Source organism: Halomonas colorata, assembly GCF_014897985.1.
GTDB classification, from domain to species: domain Bacteria; phylum Pseudomonadota; class Gammaproteobacteria; order Pseudomonadales; family Halomonadaceae; genus Vreelandella; species Vreelandella colorata.
The window spans coordinates 1-4,269 of the sequence record NZ_JABUZA010000084.1; the positions used below are offsets into that span (position 1 = coordinate 1).

Annotated in this window: 3 protein-coding genes; 1 reads left to right on the forward strand and 2 read right to left on the reverse strand. The window is 45.9% G+C overall.

All coding sequences use genetic code 11. The annotated features are described in order from the left end of the window. Window positions 1-210 precede the first annotated feature (210 nt). The gene (locus INT33_RS20740; RefSeq protein WP_193092918.1) at window positions 211-828 is read right to left on the reverse strand and encodes an HNH endonuclease; all 618 of its coding nucleotides are present in this window, start codon (window positions 826-828) and stop codon (window positions 211-213) included. Window positions 829-1,646: 818 nt separating this feature from the next. Here INT33_RS20740 and INT33_RS20745 point away from each other — a divergent pair. Continuing rightward, window positions 1,647-2,834 (forward strand): DEAD/DEAH box helicase, encoded by a 1,188-nt coding sequence (locus tag INT33_RS20745; protein WP_193092919.1) that lies wholly within the window; start codon window positions 1,647-1,649, stop codon window positions 2,832-2,834. Window positions 2,835-2,962: 128 nt separating this feature from the next. Here INT33_RS20745 and rho read toward each other — a convergent pair whose 3' ends face one another. After that, on the reverse strand, window positions 2,963-3,919 hold the full coding sequence (gene rho / locus INT33_RS20750) for a transcription termination factor Rho (RefSeq protein ID WP_193092920.1): 957 nt from the start codon (window positions 3,917-3,919) through the stop codon (window positions 2,963-2,965). Window positions 3,920-4,269: the final 350 nt, after the last annotated feature.

Here is a 4,269-nt window from a genome sequence, read left to right on the forward strand (position 1 = left end):
AGAAGAGTGTCTGAATTTTCGATTTTTTGTCGGCTCAAGTGAGCGTTGATGAATATCGGCAGTTATTCAGACCTTCCCTAATTCTACCAAAATGTAGGCGTCAGAGGAGGTCTCTACCGCCTCAACGCCCTACCAGTAGGTAAAAGAGTATTGGCTAACATTAACGATAAAGAAGCAGAAACTAACTTTCGTGTCCTTTTAAATAACTTTTCAGGCATCCTTCAACATTCTTCTAAGTTCAGTTATAGACAAAGCAGGCTGTCGCAAATGAGTTAAACGGTGACATGTTGGACATAGTGATATTAAATCACTTAGCTCAGTTGTAGTTTTTCCAGACTCTGCAAGTGGAAATTTATGATGACATTCTATTACATATTTACCATTAACACTAAGCTTAAAATTGCAAGCCTGACACTTATAATCGTCTCTTTTTTTGCATTCATCAGCTAAAAACCTAGCTCTCTTAAGTTTAAAATATTTAAAATCTAACAAATAACCTTCGACCGCCTTAGGTGATTCAATACTTTCAAAATAAGAAACTTCATTATCTTTAGCATAAAAGCTTTTTAACAAAGATAAATAATAAGACGCATTTACAGACTTCTCGGAATAATCTGTTGTTTTATAAGAGCCATTTTCTCTATGTCGTTCAAAAAACTTTCTCGCATTACCCGACTTCCGACGTATTCCCGAGCCACTTGGGATAAACACAAGTTCATTGCCAACTACTTCAACGTTAAATATACTTCGCCCGCCAATAGTTGGATGCTGCTTATTAGACTGTGAAACAACAAAATCAATAAACTCTTTAAACTGAGATTCAATCATATAACCCCCTGAATGACTAACATAATTATATAGTCAGTTATATAAAATTCTTGGATGCGCATAACTTTTAATAGCTTTACACAGCCCACAAAACTAATTATAACTAACTATTGTATAAAACACTGAGCTAGCAATAAAGATATAAATCCAACATTCGCATGCCCGCTCGTTTTACTTTATTTTATCATACTCTATTAATAAATTATGATTAGGTCGCGCAGAAATTTTATGACCCCACATGCTACGCAGACATATGTTTTGGTGAGACATTGAGTCTAGTGGCATTATTATCGCTCGCTGAGCGTGCTTTTATAAAGAAAGACGCTACGTACCGCACAGGTTCGGATGCTTGGAATAGGATGGCAGGATTGAGTATGGGGAGCTATTCGAGGTGGCTAGCGCTGACCTTCATAAGAGCCCACCCATGCGGGTGTTATTGGCTTGAGACTTGCCAATTCAGCTTAGAGGGAGGGATTAGGGAGGGATAATGCGGAAAATATCCATAAGCCAGCTGTATTAATTTTTTAGGGAAAAGGTCAACTAAATTAAATATTTAATCGCCCCATAACAACATCCAACGAAACTGGATTTCAAATCAAAAACACAGCACTAGAAGCAAACAAAATAAGATCCTAAAAATTAAATCGCACCATAAAAAACTTCTAATTTATTGTAATAAATTCCTTCAAAATCATTACATTAAGCACTGTTTACCGCCATAAAGCTAATGCATTATTCGATCTACGGACGGCTGCTTTTACGCTATACTGCGGCATCTTTTTTTCGACACCCCTTACGACATCCCGTCAGAGCTTCTTATGCCCTTTGCAAAACTAGGCTTATCCAGTCCTTTGGTTCAAGCGATTACCGAACTAGGTTACAAAACACCAACGCCCATCCAGGAACAGGCGATTCCTGCCATTCTTTCGGGTAAAGATTTAATCGCCACCGCTCAAACCGGAACCGGCAAAACCGCTGCCTTTGTTCTGCCTCTGCTAGAACGGTTCAGCACAGCGGGCACGTTACGCGGCAAACGCATACGTGCGCTGATCCTGGTCCCAACCCGCGAATTAGCGATTCAGGTCGAAGCCAGTGTGGCTCAATACGCTAAACACCTGCACTTAACATCTATGGCGGTGTATGGGGGTGTTGATAGCGAACCTCAAAAAGAGCGCTTGATTGAAGGGGTTGATATTCTTGTCGCCACACCGGGCAGATTGCTGGATTTGGCTCATCAGCGTGCGCTGCACTTTGATGAACTTAAAGCCATGGTGCTGGACGAAGCAGACAGAATGGTCGACATGGGTTTTGTCGACGATATCAACAAAATCATAGAACGCCTGCCTGAAAACCGTCAGAATCTGTTGTTTTCGGCGACCATGACCGGCGACGTTCGGGCGCTGGCCTACGGTTTTTCAGACAGCAAGATGACCGATCTAGCGTCTGAAATATCCATTTCTCCCAACGAGCGCGCCGCCGCCAGCATCAAGCAATGGCTAATCGCGGTAGACAAAGACGCCAAGTCGGCCTTGTTGAGTCACTTGATCAACGAGCAAGAGTGGGATCAGGCGCTTATTTTTACCGAGAAAAAACACAATGCCGCGAAGCTTGTTGCCCAATTGGAAAAACGCGGCATCATCGCAGATTCCATTCATGGCGGTAGAAGCCAGGCCATGCGCGAACAAGTTTTAGGTCAGTTCAAATCCGGCGAGCTCAAGTACCTGATCGCTACAGGGGTGGCCGGTCGTGGTTTGGATATCGGTGAACTGAGCCGTGTAGTGAATTACGATTTACCCTTTCAGCCAGAAGAATACATCCACCGTATTGGCCGGACCGGCCGTGCGGGTGCCTCGGGTGAAGCCATCTCTTTGGTCGACATCAGTGACTTTAAAAATCTTTGTGCCATTGAAAGGCGATTGAACAGCATCATTGAGCGTAAGGAAATCGAAGGCTTTCCGGTTAAAAAAGCACTACCCGCTTCAAACTTGAATTATAAAAAGAAGTAATCGCTAATACGTAACAAAGAAGCTCACCTATTGAATGAATAAAAGGTGAGCTTCCCTGCTGTTTTTTTAAACCGGAGTCCATCCACCAACACATTGATAAGCACAGGGGCCGACAAACTTCGCTCTCACTACTCGGGGGCTGAAAACGCTTCCAGCAGCTCGGCATTGGTTGGATATTTCTCCAATAGCTCCAATAACTTCTGCGCGCCCTCGGTTGGCTTAAGTTGTGTCAACGCGCGACGCAGTGTGCGTACTTTTTCGATATCCTTTGCATCGATCAAAAGCTCTTCACGGCGGGTGCTGCTCTTGGCGATATCGATAGCCGGAAAGATCCGTTGATTGGCCACCTCGCGTGACAGCACGATTTCCATATTGCCCGTGCCCTTGAATTCCTCGAAGATCACCTGATCCATACGGCTTCCCGTATCCACCAGTACGGTAGCTAGAATAGTGAGCGACCCACCGTTTTCGATCTTCCTCGCGGCGCCAAACAGCTTGCGGGGTATTTCCATCGCTCGGCTATCCAACCCACCAGACATGGTACGACCATTGCCCCGCTGCTCGGCATTATGAACGCGCGAGAGCCGCGTTAATGAGTCGATCACAATCATCACATCGTGGCCCTCGCCGGCTTGCCTACGCGCCGACGCCAGAAGCTGGTCGGCCATCCGCACGTGGTGGGTGTAGGTTTCGTCCGACGATGAGGCGTGCACCTCGGCCGTCACGCTACGCTTGAAGTCCGTTACCTCTTCCGGGCGCTCATCGATTAGCAAGGCATACAGCTTTATTTCCGGGTGCGCCTCGGCCACGGCCTGGCAGATATGTTTGAGCAGCGTCGTTTTACCGGAGCCGGGCGGTGCGACGATCAAGCCACGCTGCCCCATCCCGATGGGCGTAATCAAATCCATCGCCCGCACGCTGCGCTGGGTGGAACCAGGCTCCAGGTGAATGCGGGGGGAAGGATGAATGGCAACGCCGTTTAGAAAGCGTTTTTCGGGGTCATCGGTGAATTGATCTTCAACGTCGTTGGCGGGCTTGACCTCTTGCTGCCGTTTGACTTTCAAGCCTAGTGTTTTTCTCGTCATAAGATCGATGGATCGCCTTGGGTAAGCTGAGTGCATAGAGTAATGGCTGGGCTTTGAAAATGATATTAGCCGCGTAATGACTCCACCCCGATAGTCACTGTATGTTAGTCCAAAACATTTCTACCCAAATAAATATTGCATTATCATCAGATGATCTCAGCGCTACTCTGACAAAGGTGGATCTCTAAGCTCGACGTCTACCTCATAATCTACATAGCGAGTCTCGCCGCGATACCACAGCTCAATACTTTCCGGTCTGCCGTAGAAATAAAATGAATCGCCCCGGATATTCTAGACACCCGTTAGGCTCTTAAAGTAACGCCTTTCATACTCAACCGGTGACAAGTTAT